The 25020-nt window shown below is 60.0% G+C and carries 23 protein-coding genes and 1 riboswitch; of the genes, 11 read left to right on the top strand and 12 right to left on the bottom strand.

Going from position 1 to position 25020, the window contains the following annotated elements:
* Positions 1-17: 17 nt before the first annotated feature.
* The 3 genes from HDE75_RS01970 to HDE75_RS01960 form a co-directional block, all read right to left on the bottom strand.
* On the bottom strand, positions 18-998 hold the full coding sequence (locus tag HDE75_RS01970; protein WP_183676471.1) for a cation diffusion facilitator family transporter: 981 nt from the start codon (positions 996-998) through the stop codon (positions 18-20).
* A gap of 86 nt (positions 999-1084) precedes the next feature.
* Entirely contained in the window at positions 1085-1966 is an 882-nt protein-coding gene (locus HDE75_RS01965; RefSeq protein ID WP_183676472.1) for a pirin family protein, read from the bottom strand.
* Positions 1967-2038: 72 nt separating this feature from the next.
* On the bottom strand, positions 2039-2638 hold the full coding sequence (locus tag HDE75_RS01960; protein WP_183676473.1) for an FMN-dependent NADH-azoreductase: 600 nt from the start codon (positions 2636-2638) through the stop codon (positions 2039-2041).
* Between the two features lie 123 nt (positions 2639-2761).
* Between HDE75_RS01960 and HDE75_RS01955 the strand changes: the two genes are divergently transcribed.
* Complete coding sequence (locus tag HDE75_RS01955) at positions 2762-3667, top strand: LysR family transcriptional regulator (RefSeq protein WP_183676474.1); 906 nt, start codon at positions 2762-2764, stop codon at positions 3665-3667.
* Here HDE75_RS01955 and asd read toward each other — a convergent pair.
* The gene (gene asd, locus HDE75_RS01950) at positions 3664-4512 is read right to left on the bottom strand and encodes an archaetidylserine decarboxylase (protein WP_183676475.1); all 849 of its coding nucleotides are present in this window, start codon (positions 4510-4512) and stop codon (positions 3664-3666) included. The two genes, HDE75_RS01955 and asd, sit on opposite strands and share 4 nt — an antisense overlap.
* A gap of 226 nt (positions 4513-4738) precedes the next feature.
* On the opposite strand from asd, the gene HDE75_RS01945 reads away from it, so the two are divergent.
* From HDE75_RS01945 to HDE75_RS01910, 8 genes are all read left to right on the top strand, one after another.
* On the top strand, positions 4739-6979 hold the full coding sequence (locus HDE75_RS01945; RefSeq protein ID WP_183676476.1) for a TonB-dependent receptor plug domain-containing protein: 2241 nt from the start codon (positions 4739-4741) through the stop codon (positions 6977-6979).
* A 99-nt stretch (positions 6980-7078) separates the two neighbouring features.
* Positions 7079-8317: a DEAD/DEAH box helicase gene (locus HDE75_RS01940; RefSeq protein ID WP_183676477.1), complete on the top strand. Its 1239-nt coding sequence runs from the start codon at positions 7079-7081 to the stop codon at positions 8315-8317.
* A gap of 54 nt (positions 8318-8371) precedes the next feature.
* Positions 8372-8992, top strand: a complete 621-nt coding sequence (locus HDE75_RS01935; protein ID WP_183676478.1) for an LON peptidase substrate-binding domain-containing protein — start codon at positions 8372-8374, stop codon at positions 8990-8992.
* A gap of 162 nt (positions 8993-9154) precedes the next feature.
* The gene (locus HDE75_RS01930; protein WP_183676479.1) at positions 9155-9898 is read left to right on the top strand and encodes a DNA-binding protein; all 744 of its coding nucleotides are present in this window, start codon (positions 9155-9157) and stop codon (positions 9896-9898) included.
* A 112-nt stretch (positions 9899-10010) separates the two neighbouring features.
* Positions 10011-10667: a chemotaxis protein CheB gene (locus tag HDE75_RS01925; protein WP_183676480.1), complete on the top strand. Its 657-nt coding sequence runs from the start codon at positions 10011-10013 to the stop codon at positions 10665-10667.
* Positions 10668-10683: 16 nt separating this feature from the next.
* Complete coding sequence (locus HDE75_RS01920) at positions 10684-11595, top strand: cupin-like domain-containing protein (RefSeq protein WP_183676684.1); 912 nt, start codon at positions 10684-10686, stop codon at positions 11593-11595.
* 43 nt (positions 11596-11638) lie between these two features.
* Positions 11639-12082: a hypothetical protein gene (locus HDE75_RS01915; protein ID WP_183676481.1), complete on the top strand. Its 444-nt coding sequence runs from the start codon at positions 11639-11641 to the stop codon at positions 12080-12082.
* 70 nt (positions 12083-12152) lie between these two features.
* Positions 12153-12854, top strand: coding sequence for a YjjG family noncanonical pyrimidine nucleotidase (locus HDE75_RS01910; protein WP_183676482.1), 702 nt, complete (start codon positions 12153-12155; stop codon positions 12852-12854).
* Here HDE75_RS01910 and HDE75_RS01905 read toward each other — a convergent pair whose 3' ends face one another.
* The 4 genes from HDE75_RS01905 to trpS form a co-directional block, all read right to left on the bottom strand.
* Positions 12855-13796, bottom strand: a complete 942-nt coding sequence (locus HDE75_RS01905) for a DMT family transporter (protein WP_183676483.1) — start codon at positions 13794-13796, stop codon at positions 12855-12857.
* Between the two features lie 88 nt (positions 13797-13884).
* Positions 13885-15135, bottom strand: a complete 1251-nt coding sequence (locus HDE75_RS01900; protein ID WP_183676484.1) for a voltage-gated chloride channel family protein — start codon at positions 15133-15135, stop codon at positions 13885-13887.
* Positions 15136-15227: 92 nt separating this feature from the next.
* Positions 15228-15311, bottom strand: a riboswitch (Fluoride riboswitch).
* Positions 15312-15360: 49 nt separating this feature from the next.
* Entirely contained in the window at positions 15361-16950 is a 1590-nt protein-coding gene (locus HDE75_RS01895; RefSeq protein WP_183676485.1) for an aminotransferase class V-fold PLP-dependent enzyme, read from the bottom strand.
* A gap of 129 nt (positions 16951-17079) precedes the next feature.
* Positions 17080-18159: a tryptophan--tRNA ligase gene (gene trpS / locus HDE75_RS01890; protein ID WP_260173596.1), complete on the bottom strand. Its 1080-nt coding sequence runs from the start codon at positions 18157-18159 to the stop codon at positions 17080-17082.
* A 290-nt stretch (positions 18160-18449) separates the two neighbouring features.
* On the opposite strand from trpS, the gene HDE75_RS01885 reads away from it, so the two are divergent.
* On the top strand, positions 18450-20405 hold the full coding sequence (locus tag HDE75_RS01885) for a CocE/NonD family hydrolase (RefSeq protein ID WP_183676486.1): 1956 nt from the start codon (positions 18450-18452) through the stop codon (positions 20403-20405).
* A gap of 10 nt (positions 20406-20415) precedes the next feature.
* Here the strand turns inward: HDE75_RS01885 and HDE75_RS01880 are convergent, their stop codons facing one another.
* From HDE75_RS01880 to HDE75_RS01865, 4 genes are all read right to left on the bottom strand, one after another.
* A complete protein-coding gene (locus HDE75_RS01880) occupies positions 20416-21255 on the bottom strand; it encodes a DMT family transporter (protein ID WP_183676487.1) in 840 nt (279 codons plus the stop codon).
* A 15-nt stretch (positions 21256-21270) separates the two neighbouring features.
* Entirely contained in the window at positions 21271-22092 is an 822-nt protein-coding gene (locus tag HDE75_RS01875; RefSeq protein ID WP_183676488.1) for a substrate-binding periplasmic protein, read from the bottom strand.
* 143 nt (positions 22093-22235) lie between these two features.
* Complete coding sequence (locus HDE75_RS01870) at positions 22236-23480, bottom strand: TCR/Tet family MFS transporter (protein WP_183676489.1); 1245 nt, start codon at positions 23478-23480, stop codon at positions 22236-22238.
* 144 nt (positions 23481-23624) lie between these two features.
* A complete protein-coding gene (locus HDE75_RS01865) occupies positions 23625-24281 on the bottom strand; it encodes an HD domain-containing protein (protein ID WP_183676490.1) in 657 nt (218 codons plus the stop codon).
* Between the two features lie 191 nt (positions 24282-24472).
* Between HDE75_RS01865 and HDE75_RS01860 the strand changes: the two genes are divergently transcribed.
* On the top strand, positions 24473-24964 hold the full coding sequence (locus HDE75_RS01860) for a chemotaxis protein CheW (protein ID WP_183676491.1): 492 nt from the start codon (positions 24473-24475) through the stop codon (positions 24962-24964).
* The last annotated feature ends 56 nt before the right edge of the window (positions 24965-25020 follow it).

Below are 25020 nucleotides of genomic sequence, written 5' to 3'. Positions count from 1 at the left end.
TGCTCTTTCAGCTAATCTCAAGACAATGTCCCGTGCGTCTGATCATCCTGATGCAGCCCCGCCATGGTCGCCGTTTCCGGCTGCAAGGTGATATGGTCGATGCCGTGTTTGGCCAGCAGCATTTTTTTGATCGCGCGCAAGACGGTGGGCCAGTGGTCGAGGTGTTCGATTTCCACGTGGCCGATCAGGGCGGGCTGGCCAGGTGACATGTCCCATACGTGCAGGTCGTGCACGGATTTGACGCCGTCGATTTGTTCCACGTCATTACCGACGGTGATGTAGTCGATTTCGTGCGGCACGCCTTCCATCAGGAAGTGGTAAGAGTCGCGCAGCACGCCGAATGTGGATTTGAGGATCAGCAGGGAGACTAATACCGAGAGCAGCGGGTCGATCTGCATCCAGCCCGTAAAGTAGATCACGACGCCAGCCACGATGGCGGCTACCGAGCCCAGCAAGTCGCCCATCACGTGCACCAGCGCGGCGCGCGTGTTGACGCTTTGCTGGTCTTTCGACAGCACCCAGGCCACCACCAGGTTGATCGCCAGGCCGATGCTGGCGACCACGAACACCATTTCACCGTGCACATCTTGCGGGGTGGAAAAGCGCAGCACCGCTTCGTAGCAGATCCAGCTGACCACGCACAGCATCAGCAAGCCATTGACGAAGGCGGCCAGCGCTTCGGCGCGGCCGAAACCGAAGGAGTGGCGCGGGGAGGGTGGGCGGCGCGCGATGATTTGGGCCAGCAAGGCCAGGCCCAGGGCCGCCGCGTCTGTCACCATATGGCCCGCATCGGAAATCAGGGCCAGCGAATTGGAAATGAAACCGGCAACCACTTCCACGCCGGCAAAAAAGATCGTCAACCCCAGTGCCCAGGCCAGGGTGCGCTGCTTGCGACCCTCAAATGAGTGCGTATGCTTGGCATCGCCTTGTAAGTGTGCGTGCAGATGGGCACCGCTTTGGTGGTCGTCGTGATGGTGGCTATCGTGGGGTGCGGACATGGCATGCTAGGGAGAATGATCTTGCTCCCAGTGTAATGGAAAAGCAGCCGCACTGTACTGCGGCTGCCTTGCCTGACGTCCACTGATCAAGCCGTCGTTTGGCCAAACTTTCCTTCGCGGAAATCCTGCACCGCCTGAAAGATTTCTGCCTGGGTGTTCATCACGAAGGGACCGTACTGGGCGATAGGCTCATTTAGGGGTTTGCCGGCGACCAGGATTACGCGGCCGCCTGCAGGCGCCGTGATGCGCACGCCGTCGGCCTCTGGCGTATTGGCCAGAATCGCCATGCGTTGGTTTGGCACGGACTTGCCATCGACTTGCACTTCGCCGCGAAACGCGTACAAAAAGGCGTTATGGCCTGCTGGCAAAGGCTGGTCGAAGCTGCTGCCGGCCGGCAAGTCGATATCGAGGTAGACCGGTTCCGTCACGGCGCGCTGCATGGCGCCCGTCACGCCATGGCTGTGGCCGGCGATTACTTGCACCGTCACGCCGTCGTCCATTGTGTAGCGGGGAATGTCTTCGCTGGCAAAATCGCGGTACCAGGGCTTGCACATCTTGTCGCGCGCTGGCAGGTTCAGCCACAACTGAAAACCTTCCATCACGCCTTCTTCCTGTTCCGGCATTTCCGAATGCTGCACGCCGCTGCCGGCCGTCATCCATTGCACGCCGCCGGTGGCCAGCAAGCCTTCATGGCCGGCGCTGTCGCGGTGGCGCATGCGGCCTGCCACCATATAGGACACGGTTTCCAGGCCCCGGTGCGGATGGGCGGGAAAGCCGGCGAGGTAGTCGTTCGGCTGGTCGCTGGCCAGATTGTCGAGCATCAAAAAAGGGTCGAGGCGGCGCTGCAGCGCCTGCGTCAGCACGCGGTTGATCTTGACGCCGGCGCCATCCATGACGGACTGGCCGGCGAGCACGCGTTCGACGGCGCGCGGTTTGTTGACAGGTGTAAAGCTGAGGGTGTCGCTCATGATTTTCTCCAATCAAGAAAAAACGGCGCATGCTGCGCCGTCTTGTGATGCGCCGGGCTGGCGTGGTCTGGCTTACACCAGAATCGCATTGATCTCTGCATCGGCCAGTGCCTGTGCCTTGGCCACGGCGTCCGCGCCCATGCCCATGCCTTCCGAGTACACGTATTGCACGTCTGTCATGCCCAGGAAGCGGAACATGGTGTTCAGGAATGGCACCTGGCTATCCGTCACGCCATCGCGGTGCAAGCCGCCGCGCGACAGGCCCACGTAGACTTTCTTGCCGGTCAGCAGGCCAACCGGGCCGTTTTCCGTGTATTTGAAGGTGACGTTGGCGCGGGCAATTGCGTCGAACCAGCTTTTCAGTTGCACCGTGATGCCGAAGTTGTACATCGGTGCGCCGATGACGATCACGTCGGCCGCTTGTACTTGCGCGATCAGGGCGTCGTCCTGGGCGATGCGGGCAGCTTGTTCGGCCGTGCGTTTGTCTGCTGGCGTGAACAGTGCCTGCAGGGTAGCTTCGTCGAGTACGGGGTGCGGTTCGGCAGCCAGGTCGCGGCGTACCAGGGTGGTTTCAGGTTTGCTGTTACGGACGCGGGCGACGATGGCGTCAGCCAGGCGGGTCGATGCGGAGCCGGTGCTGCGGGCGCTGGAATTGATTTGCAGGATGTTCATGGTGTTTCTCCGGGTGAGTTGTCTTGCGATGGGTGAACTATAGCAATCCCAAAAACCTTCCGGAAGCCGTTAAAATGGATAACATTAGTCCATTAGTGGAACAATCATGCTGGAAGGAAGAACATGAATATCGATCCGGGCGACTTGCTGCTGTTTGCGAGGGTGGTGGAAAACGGCAGCTTTTCACGGGCTGCCGAACGTGTGGACTTGCCGAAGTCGACCTTGTCGCGCCGCATTTCGCAGCTGGAAACGCAACTCGGTGAACGGCTGCTGCTGCGTACCACGCGCAAGCTGGCGCTGACGGAGTTTGGCGCCAGCCTGCTGGAACATGCGCGCAAGGTGGCCGAGGAAACGGATGCAGCGGCGGCGCTGACCCAGCATCGCCAGGCCGGGCCCAGCGGCTTGCTGCGTATTTCCATGCCGGCCGACTTTGCCGATACCGTGATGCGCCAGGTACTGGCGGAATTCGTGCGCCGTTATCCGGCCATTTCGCTGGAACTTGACTTGTCGGCGCGGAGGGTGGATTTGCTGGCGGAAAATTTTGACCTGGCCATCCGCATGGGCACCTTGCCCGACGATGCCAGCCTGGCTGCACGCCCGGTTGCCTTCAGCACCTGGTCGCTTTACGCCTCGCCGCAGTACGCTAGCCTGCACGGCTTGCCTGAGCATCCCGATGATTTGTACCGCTACGATTTGCTGAGCTTGCCGCGCGCCATACACGGCATGGTGCGTTGGAATTTGACGCGCGGCAAGACCAGCTGGGAGCGTGATTTACCCGTTCGCCTGCTGGCCAATTCGCCGGAATTGCTGGTGCGCATGGCATGCATGGGCACGGGCATCGCGGCCAGCACCGACAGGTATGCAAAACCGTATCTGGAACGGGGCGAACTGGTGCGCGTGCTGCCCGAATGGCGTTTTCCGCGAGTGACGGGCTGGGCCGTATTTCCTGGCCGGCGTTTGATGCCGGCCAAGACGCGCGTGTTTCTCGATTTAATGGAAGAGATGTATCAGGCTGATATGCCTGTTTAGGCTGGCGTGTTGCCCATCACTTCACCGAGCTGTACCGGGCCAGCCGGTTGCCACGCCGTATTAAAGTCCACGGTGTCTTTCGGGAACAGCATCACCACGGTCGAACCCAGCAGGAAGCGGCCCAGTTCTTCGCCTTGTTTCAGCACGATATTATCGTTGGCATAGCTCCAGTCGCGTACCTGGCCGGTGCGCGGCGGGTTGACGACGCCGTGCCAGACGGTAGCCATGCTGCCGACGATGGTGGCGCCGACCAGTGTCATCACGAATGGGCCCTTGGCCGTGTCGAATACGCAGACCACGCGTTCGTTGCGGGCGAACAAGCCAGGGATGCCGCGCGCGGTGGTCGGGTTGACGGAAAACAGTTCACCGGGAACATAGATCATGCGCGTCAGGCGGCCATCGCAAGGCATGTGGATGCGGTGGTAATCGCGCGGGCTCAGGTAGAGATTGGCAAAGCTGCCGTGCTCGAATTGGGCAGCCAGTGCCGCATCGCCACCGACCAGGGCGGTGGTGCTGAACTGGTGTCCCTTGGCCTGGAAGATCTGGTCCTTGTCGATCCTGCCGAACTGGCTGATGCGGCCATCGACCGGGCAGACGTAGTCGGCCTTGGCCAGCGGGCGAGCGTCGGGGCGCAGCGCGCGCGTGAAGAAATCGTTGAAGCTGCTGTAGTGCGTGATATCCGGGTCCAGCGCCTCATCCATGTTGACGTTGTAGCGGCCGACAAACCAGCGTATCAGACGCGTGGTCATGGCGCCGCCCTTGGCGCCAGCGACTCTGCCGGCAAAATTGGTCAACGCTCCCTTGGGTAGCAGATATTGAGGCAGGACGGCAAGACGGTCAGACACGATGGTGAGCCTTTGTTGGGGAATGGTGAAAACGCATTATAGCGGCGATGCTGCGCGTAACGAAATGCAGTGCATGCCTGACCCGGATGGCGATGTTCGCGCCGAATTTAATTTACTTTAAGAAATATTTTCAGAAAGGTGTGTCATAAGAGCAAAATTGACGCAAAATGCGGCTGCATGTTTTTAGCTTTTAGCCACTTTTGTTCAGCCAACCTTTGCTAATTCAATGATCCTTCGTCGTCCATTTGCCCTGCGCCTCACCGTTGTTGCCGCCGCTGTCTTGTTTGCCTGGAATGCCCAGGCCCAGCAAAATTCCGCCAGTTCACCGGCTGATGCCGCCGCCACGCCGGCTCAGCCTGCCAAGCCCCTGAAAGTTGCCGATGCGCCTGCCATACAGACGGTGGAAGTGAAGGGCAGTGGCTACGATCCGCGCCGCGACGATACCGCCAGCAAGATGATCGTCAGCAGCGAGGAAATCCTCAAGTATGGCGACACCAATGTCACTGACGTGCTCAAGCGCCTGCCCGGCATTACCGTCTCCGGCGCGGCCGGGCGTTCGGGTGGCGAAATCCGCATGCGTGGTCTGGGCAGCGGCTACACGCAGATTTTGCTCAATGGCGAACGCGCACCAGCCGGGTTTTCGCTCGATACCTTGTCGCCCGATGTGATCGAGCGCATCGAGATTTTGCATGCGGCCAGCGCCGAGTACAGCACGCAATCGATTGCCGGCACCATCAATGTGGTGTTGAAGAAAGCCGTCAAGACGGCGCAGCGCGACGTCAAGCTCGGGGTGGGCGGTGGCCGCGATGCTTTTTCCAGCAATGGAAATTTGCAATTGTCGGATAAGGACGGCATTTTTTCATATTCGCTGGCCGCCTCGTTCTACCGCTATGACTATCACTATGAAAATCCGGCACTGGACCTCGGCTATTTGCCGGATGGGCAGCAAAATTTGCTACGCCGTAGCAATGGCACGGGCGATGGCCGTTCGGAAGGCCTTAATCTGTCGCCGCGCCTGAACTGGGCTTTTCCGGGCGGCGATAATCTGACGGCGCAATTTTTCATCAATGGCGGACGCAACGAAAGCCGCAGCCATAGCCGCACCGACACCATCTTGGGCTTGCGGCCAGACTACGACACGAATGATGGCGACGGAGGCAACCATTATGCGTATGGCCGTACCGACTTGAGCTGGGTGCGCAAGCTCGACGGCGGCGCCAAGCTGGAACTGGGGCTGCGCGCAGGTGTCGGCAACAATTCGTCCGATAATCATCCACTCGGCTACATCGATGGCGTGGGACTGGCGCTGGACCGTAACGCGCGCGTGGAAGCATCGGAAAAGAACGTGTCTTCCACCGGCAAGTATTCTTCGCCGCTGATACCGGGCCATGCCCTGTCGATGGGCTGGGATGCTGGTTACAGCAAACGGGATGAAGAGCGCCGGCAGCGTGAGGCGGCCTTGCCGGGCGGACGTCCCCCCATCAATATCGATGAAGATTTCAATGCCTATATCAAGCGCCTGGCGCTGTACGCACAGGATGAGTGGGATATTACGCCGCGCTGGTCCATGTATGCGGGCGTGCGCTGGGAAGGCATCGATACGCGCAGCATCGGCAATAGCTATGACGAGGTGCAGCAGCGCAGCAGCGTCTGGAGCCCGCTGCTACAAACCTTGTGGAAGTTGCCCGACACTAAGGGCGACCAGGTGCGCCTGGCCTTGACGCGGACCTACAAGGCACCGGCCACCTCCAGCCTGATACCACGGCGCATGCTGTCGACCAATAATAGCCAGACCGAGCCTGACCGCGAAGGCAATCCGAATCTGAAGCCTGAGCTGGCGCTGGGTATCGACGCTTCTTACGAACACTATTGGGCCGAAGGGGCCTTGCTCAGCGCGCGCGCCTCGGCCCGCCGCATCGATGGCTATACGCGCCAGGGCTTGCTGTTCATCGATGACCGCTGGGTGTCCACGCCCGTCAACGATGGCCGCGCCAATACGCAGACCCTGGAACTGGAAGCGAAGTTTCCGCTGCGCGCCGTATTTTCCACGCCGGTGCCGGCGATAGACTTGCGCGCCAGTGTCAGCCGCAACTGGTCGCAGGTGGAGCAGGTGCCGGGACCAAATAACCGTCTGGACCAGCAAACGCCCGTCAGCGGCAACTTTGGCATCGATTACAAGACGCCCGATGGCGTGCTGACGACGGGCGGCAGCTTTAATTTCCGCAATGGCGGCCCGGTGCGCATCACCGAGCGCCAGAGCGCCTACAGCTCGCCACGGCGCGATCTCGACTTGTATGCCTTGTGGAAATTCAATCCGAAGAACCAGCTGCGCCTGTCTGTATCGAACTTGCTGGCGCAAGACTTTGAAAGCGATACGCGTTATACGGACGCTACCGGCACGATACAGCGCAACAGCATTTCGCCGAGCTCACCGCAGGCGCGCGCGACGATGGAAATGAAGTTTTGACGCAGTGTTGAGATTGCGGTTTTCCTGATGAAAGCATAGGCCGGCACCGCTGCTGGCCTATAATCGCGGCTTCGTGTTCTTTTGCTGCAAGGTTTCCCCATGAGTTTTTCCTCCCTCGGCCTGATCGATCCCCTGATCCGCAGACTTGACGAGCTCGGTTATGCCAAGCCGACGCCGGTGCAGGCGCAAGCAATCCCTGCCGTGCTGGCCAAGCGCGACCTGATGGCGGCGGCCCAGACTGGTACCGGCAAGACGGCTGGTTTTGCCGTACCGCTATTGCAACGGCTGGCATTGGAAGGCGTGGTTGAACCCCAGTGCGTGCGCGTGCTGGTGCTGGTGCCTACGCGCGAATTGGCAGAGCAGGTGTATGCCAGCTTCCGCAGCTATGGCGGTAACTTGCCGTTGCGCAGTTTTGTCGCCTACGGCGGCGTGCCGATCGAGCCGCAAATTTCAAAATTGCGCAAGGGGCTCGATGTGCTGGTGGCCACGCCGGGCCGTCTGCTTGATTTGCAATCGCAGGGCGCGATCAAGTTTGAACAAGTGCAAACCTTGGTGCTGGACGAGGCGGACCGCATGCTGGACCTGGGTTTCGAGCGCGAACTGGACTTGCTGCTGATGGCCATGCCCAAGCAGCGCCAGACCTTGCTGTTCTCGGCGACTTTCTCGGACGCCATCCGCGCCATGGCCAATACCATGCTGAAAGACCCCGTGTCGGTGGAAGTGAGTCCGCGCAACAGCACCGTGAAAGCCGTGCAGCAATCGGTGATCGTGTGCGACAAGAAACGCAAGCCGGAACTGTTTTTACACTTGCTGAAGAAAAAGCGCTGGGGCCAGGTGCTGGTCTTCGTCAAGACGCGCAAGGGCGTCGAGCAACTGGTCCATACTTTGCTGGAACACGGCGTGCGCGCCGATTCGATTCATGGCGACAAGACGCAGCCGAACCGTTTGCGTGCGTTGGCCCGTTTCAAGGCGCAAGAAGTGCAAGTGCTGGTGGCCACCGACGTGGCCGCGCGCGGTCTCGATATCGAGCAACTGCCGCAGGTGGTCAATTTCGATTTGCCGACGGTGGCCGAAGACTATATCCACCGCATCGGCCGCACGGGCCGCGCCGGCGCATCGGGTGTGGCGCTGTCTCTGGTCTGTGCCGATGAGGTGGAATTGCTGTCGGCCATCGAAGCCTTGATCAGGCAAACGCTGAAGCGCAGCGAAGAGCCTGGTTTCGAGGCCGAACACCGCGTGCCGGGCACGGGCGCCGGTGGTGCGATCCAGAAAAAGGCCGTGAAGGTGATGACGCCAAAGGCAGCTGAACGGGCCAGCAAGCGGCGCTTTTATAAGTAAGGGAGATTGGGCGAGGCGCGCTGCAAGGATATGCCATTCGTGCCATCATGCGGCATGACTTCGATACCTTTGTTCCCGCTCAATACGGTACTGTATCCTGATGGTTATCTGCCGCTGCAGATCTTTGAGGTGCGCTATCTGGACATGATACGTAAATGCATCATGGGCGAGCAGCCGTTCGGTGTGGTGCAGTTGTTGGATGGCACGGAAGTGCGCAAGCCGGGCCAGCATGAAACCCTGGCGCCGGTGGGTACCTTGGCGCGCGTGATCGAATGGGCGGCGCCCCTATCCGGCTTGCTGCAGATCAAATGCATGGGCACGCAGCGCTTTCGCATACTGCACAGCGAACAGCTGCAGCATGGCTTGTGGATGGGGCGGGTGGAAATGCTGCCGTCCGACAAGATTATCGCGATTCCGCAGGAACAGCAGAATGTGGCCGATGCCCTGGGCGCGCTGATACGCACCTTGCAGGAACAAAAAATCCCCATGGACCAGATGCCGATGCAGCCCCCATACCGGCTTGATGAGAGCGGCTGGGTAGCGAACCGCTGGTGCGAACTGCTGTCGTTGACGGCGATGCAAAAGCAGTTATTGCTCAGTCAAGACAATCCCGTGCTGCGGCTGGAACTGGTGCAGGATGAGTTGTCAGAACATGGTTTGCTGGAAAATGAGTAAGCCCGGTTGAACTCAGATCAAGATTCTGTTGTGCAATTGTAATTTCTATTGAGAAATACTTTACGTTTTGCCCTCGCTTGGATAATATGTTGTCCCTGAGCATCATGCTTCAAAAATATGATGGCCCCGGCAACAACCACGAGAAATACACGAGAAAACGAGATGGCAAAAGTAAGCGCGGAACAGATCAATGCGGCGATGGATGCGATGGCGGCGCAAGGCCAGGCCATCACGGTGCGCGCGCTGCGCGAGACCTTGGGCAATGGGGTTTGCCTGGGGACTGTCAGCAAGCTGTTGCAGCGCCGCAAGGCCGGCGCCCAGCGCCAGATCGCCGCGGTCGCAACGCTGTCGCCGGTGCTGCAGCAAGCCATACTCGATTTCGTAGGACAGGAACTGAGCGCCAGCCACACCGCGCATGAAGCCGAGATGAACGACAATCAGCAGGAATTGATGGACCTGGCCAGCGAAAACGAGCGCCAGCAAGAGTTGCTCGATGTGCAGGCGGGCGAGCTGGAAACCTTGCGTGCCGAACTGGAGCGCGAGCGCCAGGTAGCCAACCAGGCCCGTACGGATCTGGCCAAGGCGCAATTGCGCCTGGAAGGCTTGCCGCGCCTGGAAGAGGCCGCCGAGCAGGCGCGCATGGATCTGGCCAAGGCGCAATTCAAGCTCGAAGGTATACCGCGCCTGGAAGAGGCTGCCGAAGCGGCGCGTGCCGAACTCATACAGGCACAGTTGCAGCTGGAAACCCTGATCCGCGTGGAAACGGAACTGGCGACCGTACGGCTGGAACTGGAAGCGGAGCGCGAAGAGCTGGGCGAGACCCGCGCCGAACTCGATGAAGAGCGCACCTTGCGCATCAAGGCCCAGCAATTCATCGTCGATCCTATTTTCAAGACGCCCGTCTGACCTTCGCCACACCCTTCACACCCGCCGCATTCTGTGTGCGGCGACGCACAGAATACATGGGCGCGGCGTTACACAATGACGACGCGGTCCATCGTGTACAGGGGAGGGTCGTGTGCAACCGCTTGTCGTCATCGGAGCTTCCGTGGGCGGGCTGGAAGCGCTATCGCTGATCCTTGCCTGCTTGCCAGCCGACTTTGCGGCCCCCATCTTGCTGGTCTCGCATGTGGGATCGCGCAAGACTGCCTTGCCCGAAGTATTGGGCCGCTGCTGCGCCTTGCCCGTGCGCCATGCGCGTGATGGCGAAGTGTTGCGTCCGGGCAGTATTTTGCTGGCGCCGCCTGGCCGCCATATGCTGCTCACGCTGGTAGAAGGCCAGCGCGCGATCAAACTGAGCCCCGGGGCCAAAGAACACTATACGCGGCCTGCCATCGACCCCTTGTTCCGTAGTGCCGCCAGCACTGGTGGCGCCAATGTGGTAGGTCTCATCCTCAGTGGCTATCTCGGCGATGGCACGGCGGGCTTGCAGGCGATCAAGGCTTGCGGCGGCAAGGCCGTGGTGCAAGATCCGGCCGATGCACTGGCGCCGTCGATGCCGCAAAGCGCGCTCGACAACGTGGACGTAGATTGGTGTTTGCCCGCAGACAAGATCGGTCCACTCTTGCTGGCGCTGGCCATGCCGTCGCAGGAGCTGAGCAGTCCTGTTCCCCTGCAGCACAATGTTAAACTGGCGGACAGTTTTGCTGCAGAGCCGCAGCGTTCCCATGAATAGTGAAGTAGTGAAGTCGATGCCAGTAGAGAAAAAAATAGTCAGTCCCCATCCACCGCCACGCGTACTGCCGCCCAGGCCGCCAGCAGCGTTTGCTTCGCCCGAAGACGCGCTTGCCAGGAAACAGGCGCGAGAACGCAAGGATGCGCAAGTACGCGGCGTGGCATCCATCGCCGCCATGCGCACGGCGATCAGGCAGGCCGCGCGCGAGCTGCCCACTATTTCCAGCGTGCCACGCCTGGGTGTGTTGAGTGCTGCCGCCTTCCGCGCGCAGGCTGCACTAGGCTTGCCTTTTTTGATGAGCGGAATGGTCAAACGCTGGCCCTTGTTTGCCGAAACACCAGGCATCTTGCGTCAGCGCTATGGCCATGTGCCCGTGCGTGCCCGCGTGGGCGACTATATCAACACGGCCTTCGCTGCTGACCGTGCCATGCAGGATATGTCCATGCTGGAATATCTGGACCTGGTGGAGAGTGGTGTACACGCGCTGCCGCCGTATCTGGGCAACCTGGAATTGCGCGAATTGAATAGCCAGTGCCATTGGCCCACGTATTTCGACAAGATGGGTCCGCCGCGTTTCTGGATCGGCCCGGCCGGCACGGTAACGCCCCTGCATTGTGATTACGATGATAATATCTTTGCGCAGATATGGGGCAGCAAACGCATCTTTCTGTCGCCGCCGCATCATGACGAATTTTTATATCCGAGCGAGGCGAACGCCATCCTGTTCGGTTCGCCATTCGACCCGGAAGCGCCCGATTTCGACAAGTTCCCGCTGGCGCGCCAGGCCAGCATGGTCGAATGCATCGTCCATCCGGGCGATATGTTGTACGTGCCTGCCGGCTGGTACCACCAAGTGCGTGCGCTGACGTTCTCGCTCTCATCGAACCGCTGGGCGCGGGCAGTGCCGCTGGCCTTGCAGGGGGCGTAGCGGGGGCTGGACTGGTCTGTTTAGCAAGGAAGGAAGATAAAGAGTGGAGCTACAGCAAAGCGATAGCGTCGAAGGACAATTCTTTTCAGATCATTTCATGAAGATATTTTTCTTCATGGTGGTCGCCCTGTGTGCCTTTGCCCTGGCCTTGCTGCCGTATCTGCGGCCGATTGTGATGACGGATATCCGCATAAAAAATGAAACGGGATACCAGTTGCGCAATATCATGGTCAACGGTGGGGCTTATGGAGATTTGCCGATTGGCGGTGTCAGCGGCTATCAAAAATTGCCCCACGCACATGACTATGCTTCGTACGAGTTTGTAGCGGTGCACGGTGAATTACGGAAAGAAGTTCGTCTGTTTTTCGACGATAATATAGGCCTGATACCTTTGGGAAAAGGGCGCTACAGCTACGTCCTTCGACACGCCCCATGGGATATGCTTGATACCGAGAATATTCTTTATTCGGTCAGTGATGGCGACTGAGTAGGCGAGCCCTGCTTTGAGATAGGTCATGCTACCATGCAAGATTACCTCCACTCTCATAGCGGAACGCATGAAGCATAAACTGTTTTTGTTTGATTTAGATGATACCTTGCTCGACTTCAGGGCTTCCGAAAAACTCTCGTTTGTGCGCACCATGCAGGCTTTGGGCTTGCACGAGCCGATAGACGGGCTGTTCACCGATTACCAGGCCATCAACACGGACCTGTGGCGCAAATTCGAAACGGGCGCCGTGACCAAGGATTTCCTGAAGGTCGAGCGTTTTCGCGCCACTTTTGCCAAACATGGTCTGGCGCTGGACCCGGAAGCGGCCAGCCAGCTGTATCTGGACTCCCTGCCAGACACCGTGGTACTGATCGATGGCGCGCGCGAGGTATGCGCAACCTTGGCGGCGATTGGTGAAGTGGGCATTATCACCAACGGCGTGGAAGCCATACAAAACCGCCGCATCGCCAGTTCGGGCCTGGGCGACTGTATTTCCTTTGTGGCCACCTCTGAAGCGTGCGGCCACGCCAAGCCCGATGTCCGCTTCTTCGAGTACGCCACCAAGATGGCGCGCCCGTTTGCCAAGGAAGAGGCCGTCATCATCGGTGACCGTCTGGACGCGGACATCCTTGGCGCCAACCGCTACGGTATCGACAGTTGCTGGTTCAATCCGGGCCGCATGGCCAACACCTCGGAAGCTGTTCCCACGTTTGAAGTCACTAGCCTGCATGATATTGTGCCAGCCCTGAAAGCGCTCGCACTGGCTTGATCACTGCGTCAGCTCTGCCTCGGTATCGCTACTAGCGCTGCTGGCCTTTTTAGGACGCCATTCGCTGAGGATGCCGGCGGCAATAATCAGGATGCCACCCACGATCGCCATGGCTGGCAAACGTTCGCCAGCCAGGCGGCCGATCACGCCGGCCCAGACCGGTTCGCCCGCATAAATCAAGGTAGCCTTGGTGGCGGAAATGCGTTTCTGGGCCCAGTTCATCACATATTGAATCAAGGCACTGGCGCATCCCAGCGCGATGACGCTGAACACAAAAGTCTTGCTGAGAGGTGGCGGCGCTTCGCCCAGTACCGGCATCAGCAGCAGCGCGGTCAATGACGCCGTGGCCAGTTGCACGATGGTTACGCGCAAGATATTCAGGCTGGCAGCAACGCGGCTGACCAGAATGATTTCCAGCGCAATCGCAATCGCCCCCACGGCCGTGATCAATTCTCCCTTGCCCAAACCCATCGTCAGGCCATCGGTGCCCGTCAGCAATACCAGCCCCACAAAAGCCACCACTACCGCGACCCACACGGCCGGGTGAGGGCGTTGCTTGAATACCAGCCATTGCACCAGCGGCACGATAGGCACATAAAAGGCCGTGATAAAGGCTGACTTGCTGCTGGAAATAAACATCAAGCCATAGGTTTGCAAGGTGTAGCCGCCAAAGATGGCCACGCCGATAGCCACGCCCGCCACGAATTCGGCTTTTGTCAGCTTGAGCAGCTGGCCCCGGCAAATCAGGCTGCAGATAGCGGCGGCAATCGCAAAGCGGGCGGCCACAAAGGCCAGCGGACCGCTGGCGGTGACGGCATTGTGCACCACCAGAAAGGTACCACCCCAAATAAAGGTGATGGCGATCAGGGCCAGTTCGGGCAGATTTATAACGGAAGAAGTAGGGGTTTGGGAATTGGTGGCAAGAGATACTTGTTTTTTCATCGAAAGCTATGCGGTGGGCAAAATGTTTCCCATTATACTAGGGGGCAATATATTGCCCGCCTGCGTAGAGACCCGTGGAGGACAGTGTTCAATCCGGCTTGCCATCTTGCTGCCGAGGTGGATGCCGTTTCGCATGGCCGCTGCGCTGCGCCCGGTAAATGCCGGCGTGGCCTGAAAACAGGTAGGCCACCACGCAGGCGATGGCTGCATACACGCCGATCTCGGCGCCAAACAATTCCATCGCCATCAGGGTGGAGGCGATCGGCGTGTTGGCTGCACCGGCAAATACGGCCACGAAACCGATCGCGGCCAGCAAGGTGACGGGCTGGTGCAGCAAGGGGCCCAGCGCGTTGCCCAGGGTGGCGCCGATGAAAAACAGAGGCGTGACTTCGCCGCCCTTGAATCCCGTGCCCAGCGAGACGATGGTAAACGCCATCTTGCCGAGAAAATCCCAGGCAGGCAGTGGTTCTTTCAATGCATCGACGATGGTGGGGATGCCCAGGCCGATGTACTGATCGGTACCCAGCAGCCAGACGGCGCAGGCCACCACTACGCCGCCCAGCAAAGGGCGCAGCGGGGCATAGGCTAGCCAGCGCTTCATGGCGTGCGACAAGCCATGCGTGGCGCTGGCAAACACTTTGCCGGTGATGCCAAATAACATTCCAGCAATCACCATGGCAGCCAGGGTCCAGGCCGAGATGGCGGGAATCAGGGGTACGGCGTAGTGGGTGTGTTGTATGCCCCAGAGCAAACCCACCTGGTCGGCAATCACGGCCGCAGCCAGGCAGGGCAGCATGGCTTCATAGCGCAGGCGACCGATGGCCAGCACTTCCAGGCCAAAGATGGCGCCTGCCAGCGGCGTGCCAAACACGGAAGCAAAGCCGGCACTGATGCCGGCCATCAAGACGATGCGGCGGTCTTCCGTATCCAGGCGAAACAGCCGCGTCAGCTGGTCGGCCAGGGCGCCGCCCATTTGCACGGCCGTGCCTTCGCGGCCCACGGAAGCACCAAACAGGTGCGAGACAACAGTGGCGCCCAGCACCAGCGGCGCCATGCGCAGAGGAATGATTTTTTTCGGATCGTGGATTTCATCGATGAGCAGGTTCGCTCCGCCCTCGACCGTGCTGCCATAACGCAGATATAGCCAGCCGACGCCAAAGCCGGCCAGCGGCAGCAGCCAGATCAGCCATGGATGCGCCATGCGCGTGCCGGTCGCCCATGCCAGGGCAAATAGAAATCCCGCCGAGGCCGTGCCCGCCAATACGGCGACGACGGCGGCAATCAGCAGCCATTTGAAGAGATGCAAGAGCAGGTCGGTGAGGGCGGAAATCCGGGTCATGATGCGTGTCCAGTCTGGGGTGGTTCGAACCTGGACAGGCGGCCGATGCATACACGCTGAGCGCGCGCCTGCATCTTTCCGGTCATCCAGGAAAAAGTGCAGGCATCATCAGCCCGAAGGCGGTTCACGAAAAACGTTACAGCTTGCGTGGGAGGAATGCCATCTCCAGGCAAAATTCTAGCACTGTTGGGCTGTGGACACTACAGTATGATGTTACGCATCCTTTTACAAGCCCAGTTCAGCTACCAGCGCCTGCCCGATTGCCCGTTGTTCGTCCAGGATGGCGCGCAAATGGTGGGGCCGGGTCTTGACGTTGCTCATCACTACGCGCAACACATTGGTCGGGCCCGGATACGGCGTCGATTCGAGCACGGTGCGCGACACAAAGCTGTGGCCTTCCGCTTTTTGGCGGTTTTGCAGCTTGGCGTTGAGGGTATTCAATTGCTGGTTCAGCGCTGTTGCCGCCTCTGTCTGGCCGTCGCTCAGCAACTCGGCCATGCGCTGGCGCAAATGCACGGGCACATAGCGGTAGGTCAGGATAAAGGTATCGGAACGGGTGATCAGTTCAAAGTCGCTCTGTTCAGCCAGCAAGGCTTGCAATTGGCCACTCAGGGTGGCGGCTTGCTCCAGCAGGGTGGTATAGCCGGACACGCCCAGTACCTTGAACGACGCCCATAGTTTCAAGGTGTCGAAGCGGCGCGAACCTTCCAGCGAGGTTTGGCCCAGGTCGCCGGAATTGTCGCGCAGAATGTAATTGGCGTTGTGTTTGAGTAAATTCAGGCTGGCGCTATGCTTGAACAGCACCATGCTTTGCGCCATCGGCACCCACAGCAGTTTATGGCCATCGATCACCACCGAATCGGCCAGGGCGATGCCGTCGTACAGGTGGCGGTATTGTTCGGCGATCAAGAGGGCGCCGCCCCAGGCCGCATCCACATGGAACCAGATGTTTTCGCGTTTGGCGATGTGCGCCATGGCGGCCAGCGGATCGATGGCGCCCGTTTCCGTGGTGCCGGCGATGCCTATCATGGCCACCACCTTGATGTTGCGCGCTTTTAAGCTGGCAATCGTACTTTCCAGCGCGGTGATGTCGATGCGGTTGTCGCGGTCGACCGGCACCAGGTGCAAGGCGGCTTCACCCAAGCCCAGGGTGGCCAGGGCTTTCTTGACGGAATAATGGCTGCGGGCCGAACCGATCACGGCCAGGCCGCCATAGCCCGACTCTTGCATGGAGGCAAACAGGCCCCGCTTGCGCGTGCCCGGCAACTGATGTTCGAGCGCCACCGCCAAGGCTGTCAAATTGCCCATGGTGCCGCCATTGACCACATTGCCCAGCGCGCCGCTGGTGGCCGCCATCGCCTGCGTGTAGACGCTATCGTCGTGCTGGTAGACCTGGCGGTGTAGCCAGCCCAGGATCTGCTTTTCGATCAGGGTCGATACATACGCCGTTTCGATCTTGACCTGGTTCTGGTTCAGCGCGGCCGTAAAGGCTTCGGCCAGCACGCTGACCCAGGGCAGGGCCTGGGTCATGTGGCCGATGTAGCGCGGGTGGTTCAGCTGGGCCGTATTGGCCAGCACGGTTGAGTCCAGTTCCTGCAGGAAATCCGTCACCGCCATGCCGTGCGTCGGCGGACGGATAGCGGACAGTTGCGGTATCAGTTCCGCATACGGCGTATGGGGATAGGGCGTGTCGCGGCCGGCGGCCAGCCAGCCGCCCAGCATGCGCAGTGCCTGCTGCAAGGGAGCGGGCGCCTGTTGCAGAGCATCAATGGAAAAATGCTGCTGCAGCAGCTGCTCGATAGCGGTATCGTTCATTGCGCCTTGTTGTCTACTCTGATTACTTATTCTATGGTGCCAATGCACTGCGCCCTGGCGGAGACGGGATTTTACCCGACTCCGGCAGGGCGCATCAGCTTGCTATTACAGAATAGTAATTAAAAGCAATTAAAAGTAGTTCAAACCCAGTGCCGACTTGACTTCATCGGCTGTGCGCGCTGCCACTTCGCGGGCGCGGAAGGTGCCTTCTTTCAGCATCTGGATAATCTGCCCCTTGTCCTTGGCGAACTCTTCGCGGCGTGCGCGTATCGGGGCCAGCAAGTCTTGCAGCACCACTTCCAGGCGTTTCTTGACGATGCTGTCGCCCAGGCCGCCACGCACATAATGGGCTTTCATTTCTTCCAGGGCGGCCTTGTCCGGATCGAACGCGTCCAGGTAAATAAAGGCCACATTGCCTTCCAGGTGGCCAGGGTCGGCTACGCGCAGGTGCAGCGGGTCGGTGTAGACTTTTTTCACGGCGGCCGTGATTTCGTCAGGCGTGGCGCCCAGGTTGATGGTGTTGCCCAAGGATTTGCTCATCTTGGCCTTGCCATCGATGCCAGGCAGGCGGCCGATTTCCGGCACCAGAGCCTTGCATTCCATCAGCACTTCGCGGTTGTACATGCGGTTGAAGCGGCGCACGATTTCATTGGTTTGCTCGATCATCGGGATCTGGTCTTCGCCGACCGGCACCACGCCGGCCTTGAAAGCCGTAATGTCGGCTGCCTGGCTGGCCGGGTAAGTCAGGAAACCGGCCGGGATGTCGCGCTCGAAGCCGCGCAGACGAATTTCTTCCTTGACGGTAGGGTTGCGCTCCAGGCGAGCCACGGTGACGATGTTCAGATAGTAAAAAGTCAGCTCGGCCAGTTCGGGGATCTGCGACTGGATGAACACCGTGGTTTTCGTTGGGTCGATGCCGATAGCCAGGTAGTCCAGCGCCACTTCGACCACGTTGCGGTGCACCTTGTCGATGTCATCCATATTATCGGTCAGCGCCTGCGCGTCGGCCAGCATGATGAATTGCTTGTAGTCGTGCTGATACGTCACGCGGTTGCGCAAGCTGCCCACGTAATGGCCCAGATGCAGCGGGCCGGTAGGGCGGTCGCCCGTCAGGATCACGGATTGCGAAGCGATAGCGGCGGCGGACAGCGGTGCTGCCGGTGCATTGTCCTGGGTGTCTGGAGTATCTGGGGTGTTAGGCAAGCTCATCAAGTTTCCTTTCGAGCCACCTGTTCGGGGATGATCCAGGGTTGAACCTGTTACGCCACCGAACTAGGCGGCGTTGATCATAATCACATCACTATACAGTGGCCGCGCGGAGTGAGCGGGACCACCAATTCAAGCAGGCGTGTTGTGAAGGGATAAAGTTCATGGCGTTATGGTTGCAGTTCAACGGCGATCTGTCAAGTTTTGTCGGGAAAGGTGCGCCGGCTTGCATTGCTTAAGGCCCATTGTTTCGCTACCATGGCTGTTTACCTTTTCGTTCTTTGGAGAAATACATGCGCCTCCGGCCTGTCGCCCGCTACACCCAACTCACCCTGCTCGGCGCCATCATGGCCGCCACCTCATTGCCGCTGTATGCGCAGCAGGCACCGATGACGCCGTATATGCAGCCTGATATCGGCGCCAAGCTGGTGATGCCGGACTTGAACGATTACGTCAAGCGCGTGGTGATGATCCCGATGCGCGACGGCGTCAAGCTGTACACGGTGATTGTGGTGCCGAAAGACGCCAAGCGTGCACCGATCATGCTGACCCGCACGCCGTATAACGCGGCCCGGCGCGCCGAGCGCTCTGCCAGCCCCACCATGCAGGGACTGTTGTCACAGGGTGACGATACCCTGGTCGAGCACGGTTATATCCGCGTGTTCCAGGATGTGCGCGGCAAATACGGATCCGAGGGCGACTATGTGATGACGCGCCCGGTACGCGGTCCGCTGAACAATACCAAAGTCGACAATACGACAGATGCCTGGGACACCATCGACTGGCTGTCGAAGAACATTCCAGAAAGTAACGGCAAGGTTGGCATGCTGGGTTCTTCCTATGAAGGCCACACGGTGCTGATGGCCCTGGTCGACCCGCATCCTGCGCTGAAAGTGGCGATCCCCATGAGCGCCATGGTTGATGGCTGGCGCGGCGACGACTGGTTCCACAATGGCGCGTTCCGCCAGCCCAGCCTGTCGTATATCGCGGGCCAGACCGGCGCGCGCAGCGGCGGTGGCTCGCCGGCATTGGGCGTCTACGACGATTACGAAGCCTACTTGCGTATCGGTTCGGCCGGCGACTTTGCCAAAAAATTCGGTATCGACAAGCTGACCTACACCAAAAAACTGTTCGAACACCCGGCCTACGACAGCTACTGGCAGGAACAGGCGCTCGACAAGATCCTGGCGAAAAAACCGTTGACGGTGCCGACCATGCACGTGGTGGGCCTGTGGGACCAGGAAGATATCTATGGCCCTTACGCAACCTATGCGGCGATGGAAGGGCGCGACAAGAACAATAATCTGAACTACCTGGCCGTGGGCCCATGGCGCCATAGCGGCGTCAACTATGAAGGCTCGAGCCTGGGCGCACTGAAGTTTGACGGCGATACGGCGCGCCAGTTCCGTGAAAAAGTCATGCAGCCTTTCCTCGATCAGTACCTGAAGGATGATGCACCGGTGGCCAACACGGCGCCCGTGACGGTCTACCAGAGCGGTACCAATCAATGGCAGCGTTTGCAGCGCTGGCCGCTCGCTTGCGATACCTGCGATACCAAGCTGACCTCGATCTACCTGCAAGACGGCAACAAGCTGGGCTTTGCCGCGCCACAGGCTGGTGTCGATGCGACCGGCGCCTACGATGAATACGTCTCCGATCCGGCCAAACCCGTGCCTTTTGTACCCCGTCCCGTGCGCCTGAACGATGGCGATGTGTGGAAGCCTTGGCTGGTCAGCGACCAGCGCGGTTATGCCGACCGTACCGATGTGCTCAGCTATGTTTCCGAACCATTGAAACAAGCCGTGCGCATCGCCGGCGCGCCAGTGGTCAACCTGTTTGCATCGACCAGCGGCAGCGATAGCGACTGGGTGGTGAAAGTGATCGACGTGTATCCGGACGAAGTGCCATCGCAGCCAGCCCTGGGCGGCTACCAGCTGGGTATTTCCATGGATATCTTCCGTGGCCGCTACCGCGACAGCCTGGAACACCCGACGGCGATACCGGCAGGCAAAGTGGAGCGCTACCGCTTTGCCTTGCCGAACGCCAACCACGTTTTCCTGCCGGGCCACCGCATCGCCGTGCAGGTACAGTCGAGCTGGTTCCCGCTGTACGACCGCAATCCGCAAACCTTCGTGCCGAATATCTTCCTGGCCAAGCCTGGCGATTACCAGAAGGCCACGCAACGCGTGTACCACGCGGTGGGCGCGGGTAGCGCGATCGAATTGCCGATCGTGCCGATCGAGCAGTAAAAGTAAAAAGTCAGCCGGCCCGCATCAGTGCGGCGCCGGCGGCGATCACGGCAATCGCCAGCGCGCGGTGCAGAGTGATTTTTTCGCGCAGAAAGATGGCCGCAATCGCAATGGCAAACAGGATCGATGTTTCGCGCAGCGCGGCGATGGCCGCCACTGGCGCCTGCGTCATGGCCCACAGAGCCAGGCCGTAGGAAGCGAGCGTGCCGGCGCCGCCGAACAGTGCGCCAGGCCATTGCGCCTTTGCGCCAGCGAGCAAGTCGGCCGGGCGGCGCAGCAGCATCCACAAGAACAATCCCAGCCCGTTCAAGACGAATATCCACATCGTGTACGCTGCCGGCGCGCCAGACAGGCGCACGCCGATGCCGTCGATCAGGGTATAGCTGGCGATCACGCAGGCGTTGAGCAAGGCAAAGGCGGTGGTCCGCCGCGTATTATGCCTGGCGCGCGCAGCAAATGTCAGGCCGATCATGCCGGCGCAGATACAGGCGATGGCGGCCATCTGCGTGAGCGACAGGCGCTCGCCGATCAGCGGCCAGCTGGCCAGCGCCACCAGCAGCGGCGCACTGCCACGCATCAGCGGATAGGCATGGCTCATGTCGCCCGCCCGGTAGGCGGCGGCCAGCAGCGAATAATAGACCAGCTGGGCGACGACCGAGGCCGCCAGATAGGGCCAGCTGGCCATGCCTGGTCCATCGATGAAAGGCAGTGTGGCCAGTGACAGCAGGGCGGCGCTAGCCGAGACCAGTACGGTGGTGAGAAAAGTATCCTTGCCTGCCTTGACGATGGCATTCCAGCTGGCGTGCAGCAGGGCGGCGAATAAAACGATGGCGACGACAGAGCCTGACATGGGCGCCAGGGGCCGTTAACGTGGTCTTACACTGGCCGACAACAATTCTGACCTGTGATTGCGCTGCAAGGCGTCCAGCAGTGCGCCCGTGCGGCCCACTTTTTCCAGCAGCTCGCGCAGGGTAGCCTGGTCTTCGGCTGTCAGGGATTTGCGCGACAGATAGGCGCCGCTCATGCCCCAGGGCAGTTCCGGCAGAGCTTCCAGGCGCAAGCGGTCAGCCATGCCATACACGCGGGCATCGTTTTGCGCCACGCCGGACAGGATGGTAGGGCTCATGATGGTAGCGTCGATGAAACCGCTTTGCATCAGGCGTGCGATCGACAAGGCGTCGACTTCATAAAACAGCCGGCCCTGGCTGCTGAGCTCCTTGGCCAGCGCCTGGTAGGAGGCGCCGTAATCATAGCCGCGCACCAGCGCCACCCGCAATTCGCGCCGCCCGATCAATTCCTGCATGCTGTTGATGGGCGCGCGTGCGCTTTGCAGCGAAATGAGCAGGGGGCGGTTACCCATCAGCGGCACGAACAGGCCTTGCACGTCGCGCCGCTGGGTACTGGTGGCAGGGATCAGCATGTCCGCCTTGCCCAGTTCAAACATGGCTTCCTGGCGCGCACGCGGCATGGCGGTGAAGACGAAGTTGCAGCCCATCTTGGCTCCCAGCGCGCGCAGCAGGTCGGGATAGATGCCGCTGATGCTGGCGCCATTGACCACGACGTTGGGACTGACCGCAGATACGGGTACCTGGATGTCACGCGAACATTGTGCCCAAGCCATGGTTGGCAGGGCCAGCGCCAGCATGGCCGCGGTTCGGCGCCAGGCGCTGCTATAAAAATCAGTCATACCCATCCTTGCTCGCACTCGAATACCGAGCGTTTGTACGCCCGGCGGATTTATTCATTTTCACCTATTTATTTCTTACGTGCAATGCTTAGCTGGGGTACCTGGGTGTAGTGCGTAGGCCGGATATTAACTTTGCTTGCGGGCTAATTTACCCCGCGCAACTTGAAATAACGCCAGGCAACAAGCAAGCCCAAAGTTTGCATGATGGCGCAAACAAAGAAGGTGCTGCCGATGCGCCAGTCGTTGGCCGGCAAATGGCTGACTTCACCGAGGATGGCGCTGCCCAGCAGCGGCATGAAGATGATACCCAGGCTGCTGATCGATTGTAGCGAGCCCATCAATTCTCCCTGTTCGCCAGGGTTGGATGCCTTGGAAATGATGCCTTGCAGGGCAGGGCCGGCGGCAAACGCCAGCAGGTTGCACAAGATCAAGGCGTACATCATCCAGCCCTGTGTTGCCAGGCCGTACAGCAGATAGGTAATGGCGCCCGATACCATGCCCAGCAGCGACAGCCGCACTTCGCCAAAACGTTTGATCAGTAAACCCAGCAAGCACGCCTGCACGACGGCTGCGCACAGGCCCACGCAAAACAGCGCGATGCCGTTCTGGCGCGGCGTCCAGTCGAAACGGAAATGGGTGTACAGCACCCATGTGGTGTTGAGCATCATTTGCGCAAACGTCATCAAGCCAAACGCCAGCACCAGGCCGCGAATTTCCAGGCGGCGCAGCAGTTTCAGCAGGGCAGCGAACGGGTTGATACGGGCCAGGGTAAACGGTGCCTTGGCGCCCGGCGCCAGCGATTCGGGCACAAAGAAATAACCATAAATGAAATTGGCCGCCGACAGGCCGGCCGCGACAAAGAAGGGCAGGTGCAGGTTGATGTCGCCCAGCAAGCCTCCCAGCATGGGGCCGCAGATGAAGCCCAGGCCGAAGGCGGCGCCGATCTTGCCGAAGCTCTTGGCCCGGTTTTCGGGCGTGGAGACGTCCGATGCGTAGGCCGAGGCGACCGACATGCTGGCCGACGATACACCGCCGATGATGCGGCCGATGAACAGGCAGGCCAGGTTGGGCGCCCAGCCCGTGGCTAGGAAGTTGACGGCCATGCCGGCCATCGAATACAGCAGCACGGGGCGGCGGCCCACGCGGTCGCTGATGGCGCCCAGCATGGGCATGAAGATGAATTGCAGCAAGCCGAACACGGCCGCCATGATGCCGTACCAGAAAGCTTGCTGGTCGCGTCCGCTGACGAAGTCGCCGATCAATATGGGCAGCACGGGCGCCACCAGGCCTATGCCCAGCATGTCGATGAAGACGCAAACGAGGATGAAGTTCAGATTGCCGCCGCGCGCGGGCTTGGCGGGGGATGATGGAACGGTGTGCTTGGACATGCAGGCTTTCGGCGCAGTCCCCGCACCACCCGGGTATGGCCAGGCTGGGCGGGGATAGGTTATTGGCGTTGCGCCGGCGAATCAGGCCGCAGCGCTAGCTGAGCCTTATATTATAGACAGCAGGCGTCGTGCTGGCTATTGCCATCAAGCAGCCGGCGCGATCGTCCATTCTTGCGCGAACGTGCTGCGGAAGTCAGTGAGTACGGCCAGGCGGCTTTCGGCCAGCGCACGGCCTGCCTGCGTCTGCATCTTGCCAGGCAGCTTGGCCAGTTTGGTTTCGATATGGTCGAGCGCGTACGCCTTGTCGTTCAGCGGACGCTGTTGCGCCAGCGGATCGGCGCCATGTGCCAGCGCGCTATCCATGCGGGCAGCCGTATAAAACAGCCGCGCCAGGCCCACGGCGCCCAGGGCGTCGATGCGGTCCGCATCTTGCACGATGCGCGCTTCGATGGTCTGCGGCGCCAGGTCGGCGGAAAAACTGTGTGTTTCAATCGCGTGGCCCACGCCGGCCAGCTTGTCGGATGGGAAATCCTGTTCGGCCAACTGGCGGCAGGCCAGTGCCGCCGCTTGGCGCGACGCCAAATGGCGTTCAGGATGGTTTTTCGGCAAATTGACCAGGTCATGCAGGTAACTGGCCGCCATCACCACCAGCGCGTCGGCTTCCGGGTGCTGTTCCAGCAGGATGGAGGCATTGCGCCAGACGCGGTGCAGATGCTCGATGTCGTGGGCGCTGTCATCGCCGAGGCCGGCAGTGGCCAGGGTCAGCAGGCGAGGTTGCCATAGGGAGAGCAAAGATTGCATATTTCTCAGTCGGTGAAAAACGGAGGCGCTAGTGTGGCATAAAGCGGCAGGCAATGCAGTGCCTTATCGATATGCATTTTCTTGTGCATGTAAAATTTATATGAGGTAATATTGCCACGCAGAAATTCATAAGCTGGCTTTGCGGCAAATTAGTTATAAAAATAGATAGATTATTTTACTAAGGGATTATCATGAACACTATCGCTAGCGAGTCTGGCGCGGCCGTTGCCAAGGCTGCCGAATACCTGGCTTTTACCCTGGGTCAGGAAGAGTACGGCATCGACATCCAGAAGGTCAGCGAAATCCGCAGCTATGAGACGCCGACCCGCATTGCCAACGCGCCGGAGTTCGTCAAGGGCGTGGTCAATCTGCGCGGCATCATCGTGCCTATCGTCGACATGCGCATCAAGTTCAACCTGGGCACGCCCAGCTATGACCAGTTCACTGTCGTCATCATCCTCAATATCGGCAACCGCGTGGTTGGCATGGTGGTCGACCGCGTTTCCGACGTCACCACCTTGCTGCCGGAGCAAATCAAGCCGGCGCCCGACATGGGCCGCTCGCTCAATACGGAATATGTGATCGGCCTGGGCACGCTTGACGAACGCATGCTGATCCTGGTCGATATCGACTTGCTGATGTCGAGTGCCGAGATGGGACTCATCGAGAAGTTAGCTGCGTAAGCCATTGCTGCGTAGCAGATTTTCCTGGCGCACGGTTCTACTGAACCATGCGCCAA

This window comes from Janthinobacterium silvisoli (assembly GCF_014200725.1).
Lineage (GTDB): Bacteria > Pseudomonadota > Gammaproteobacteria > Burkholderiales > Burkholderiaceae_D > Janthinobacterium.
This window is presented reverse-complemented; position numbering and strand designations above follow the sequence as displayed.

Excerpts from the sequence above, each read along its gene's own strand:
- HDE75_RS01935 (WP_183676478.1), top strand. The coding sequence starts at position 8,372 with ATGACTTCGATACCTTTGTTCCCGCTCAATACGGTACTGTATCCTGAT.
- HDE75_RS01875 (WP_183676488.1), bottom strand. The coding sequence starts at position 22,092 with ATGACTGATTTTTATAGCAGCGCCTGGCGCCGAACCGCGGCCATGCTG.
- HDE75_RS01885 (WP_183676486.1), top strand. The coding sequence starts at position 18,450 with ATGCGCCTCCGGCCTGTCGCCCGCTACACCCAACTCACCCTGCTCGGC.
- HDE75_RS01965 (WP_183676472.1), bottom strand. The coding sequence starts at position 1,966 with ATGAGCGACACCCTCAGCTTTACACCTGTCAACAAACCGCGCGCCGTC.
- HDE75_RS01860 (WP_183676491.1), top strand. The coding sequence starts at position 24,473 with ATGAACACTATCGCTAGCGAGTCTGGCGCGGCCGTTGCCAAGGCTGCC.
- HDE75_RS01905 (WP_183676483.1), bottom strand. The coding sequence starts at position 13,796 with ATGAAAAAACAAGTATCTCTTGCCACCAATTCCCAAACCCCTACTTCT.
- HDE75_RS01880 (WP_183676487.1), bottom strand. The coding sequence starts at position 21,255 with ATGTCAGGCTCTGTCGTCGCCATCGTTTTATTCGCCGCCCTGCTGCAC.
- HDE75_RS01865 (WP_183676490.1), bottom strand. The coding sequence starts at position 24,281 with ATGCAATCTTTGCTCTCCCTATGGCAACCTCGCCTGCTGACCCTGGCC.
- HDE75_RS01940 (WP_183676477.1), top strand. The coding sequence starts at position 7,079 with ATGAGTTTTTCCTCCCTCGGCCTGATCGATCCCCTGATCCGCAGACTT.
- HDE75_RS01930 (WP_183676479.1), top strand. The coding sequence starts at position 9,155 with ATGGCAAAAGTAAGCGCGGAACAGATCAATGCGGCGATGGATGCGATG.
- HDE75_RS01895 (WP_183676485.1), bottom strand. The coding sequence starts at position 16,950 with ATGAACGATACCGCTATCGAGCAGCTGCTGCAGCAGCATTTTTCCATT.
- HDE75_RS01920 (WP_183676684.1), top strand. The coding sequence starts at position 10,684 with ATGCCAGTAGAGAAAAAAATAGTCAGTCCCCATCCACCGCCACGCGTA.
- HDE75_RS01910 (WP_183676482.1), top strand. The coding sequence starts at position 12,153 with ATGAAGCATAAACTGTTTTTGTTTGATTTAGATGATACCTTGCTCGAC.
- HDE75_RS01945 (WP_183676476.1), top strand. The coding sequence starts at position 4,739 with ATGATCCTTCGTCGTCCATTTGCCCTGCGCCTCACCGTTGTTGCCGCC.
- HDE75_RS01955 (WP_183676474.1), top strand. The coding sequence starts at position 2,762 with ATGAATATCGATCCGGGCGACTTGCTGCTGTTTGCGAGGGTGGTGGAA.
- HDE75_RS01900 (WP_183676484.1), bottom strand. The coding sequence starts at position 15,135 with ATGACCCGGATTTCCGCCCTCACCGACCTGCTCTTGCATCTCTTCAAA.
- HDE75_RS01870 (WP_183676489.1), bottom strand. The coding sequence starts at position 23,480 with ATGTCCAAGCACACCGTTCCATCATCCCCCGCCAAGCCCGCGCGCGGC.
- HDE75_RS01970 (WP_183676471.1), bottom strand. The coding sequence starts at position 998 with ATGTCCGCACCCCACGATAGCCACCATCACGACGACCACCAAAGCGGT.
- trpS (WP_260173596.1), bottom strand. The coding sequence starts at position 18,159 with ATGAGCTTGCCTAACACCCCAGATACTCCAGACACCCAGGACAATGCA.
- HDE75_RS01960 (WP_183676473.1), bottom strand. The coding sequence starts at position 2,638 with ATGAACATCCTGCAAATCAATTCCAGCGCCCGCAGCACCGGCTCCGCA.